The organism is Paracoccus sp. FO-3 (assembly GCF_006386455.1).
Taxonomy (GTDB): Bacteria; Pseudomonadota; Alphaproteobacteria; order Rhodobacterales; family Rhodobacteraceae; genus Paracoccus; species Paracoccus versutus.
In genome coordinates, this window is record NZ_VCBQ01000306.1 from 1 (window position 1) to 486 (window position 486).

At 70.6% G+C, this 486-nt stretch carries 1 riboswitch.

From position 1 onward, the window contains the following. Positions 1-174, forward strand: a riboswitch (cobalamin riboswitch). This riboswitch is flagged as partial in the annotation. Positions 175-486: the final 312 nt, after the last annotated feature.

Below are 486 nucleotides of genomic sequence, written 5' to 3' on the forward strand. Positions count from 1 at the left end.
CCGAAAGCGAAGAGGGAAGCCGGTGCGCCTTTCGGAGCAAGGCCGGCGCTGCCCCCGCAACTGTAAGCAGCGAGCCTGCGCCGGATCACGCCACTGGTGCCGCACGGCATTGGGAAGGCCGGCAAGGGCAGCGACCTGCGAGCCAGGAGACCTGCCGTGATGATGACGATGAACCACGGGCGGGGTGTCCCGGCGGTGCGCCTGGCAATGCGGCCTTGTCGCCGCAGGGCTCCATGCGTCCTGGCCTGCCCCGCCCCCAGCAGCACGGGGAACAGATGCAGCCATCCTTCACCACCAGACCTGCCAAGGCCGGCGCCGCCGTCCGCAGCACCGCAAGGGCGGCAGCAAGCCGCAGGCAAGGGAGGGCGCGTTGATGCCGGCGCCGCTTACGCCCCCGCCCGCCGCGCCGGCAAGGGATGTCGCCGTCGATGTCGCCTCGTCGGTCAACGAATACCTGGACCGCGCCGATTGGCGGGTGAATGCCAA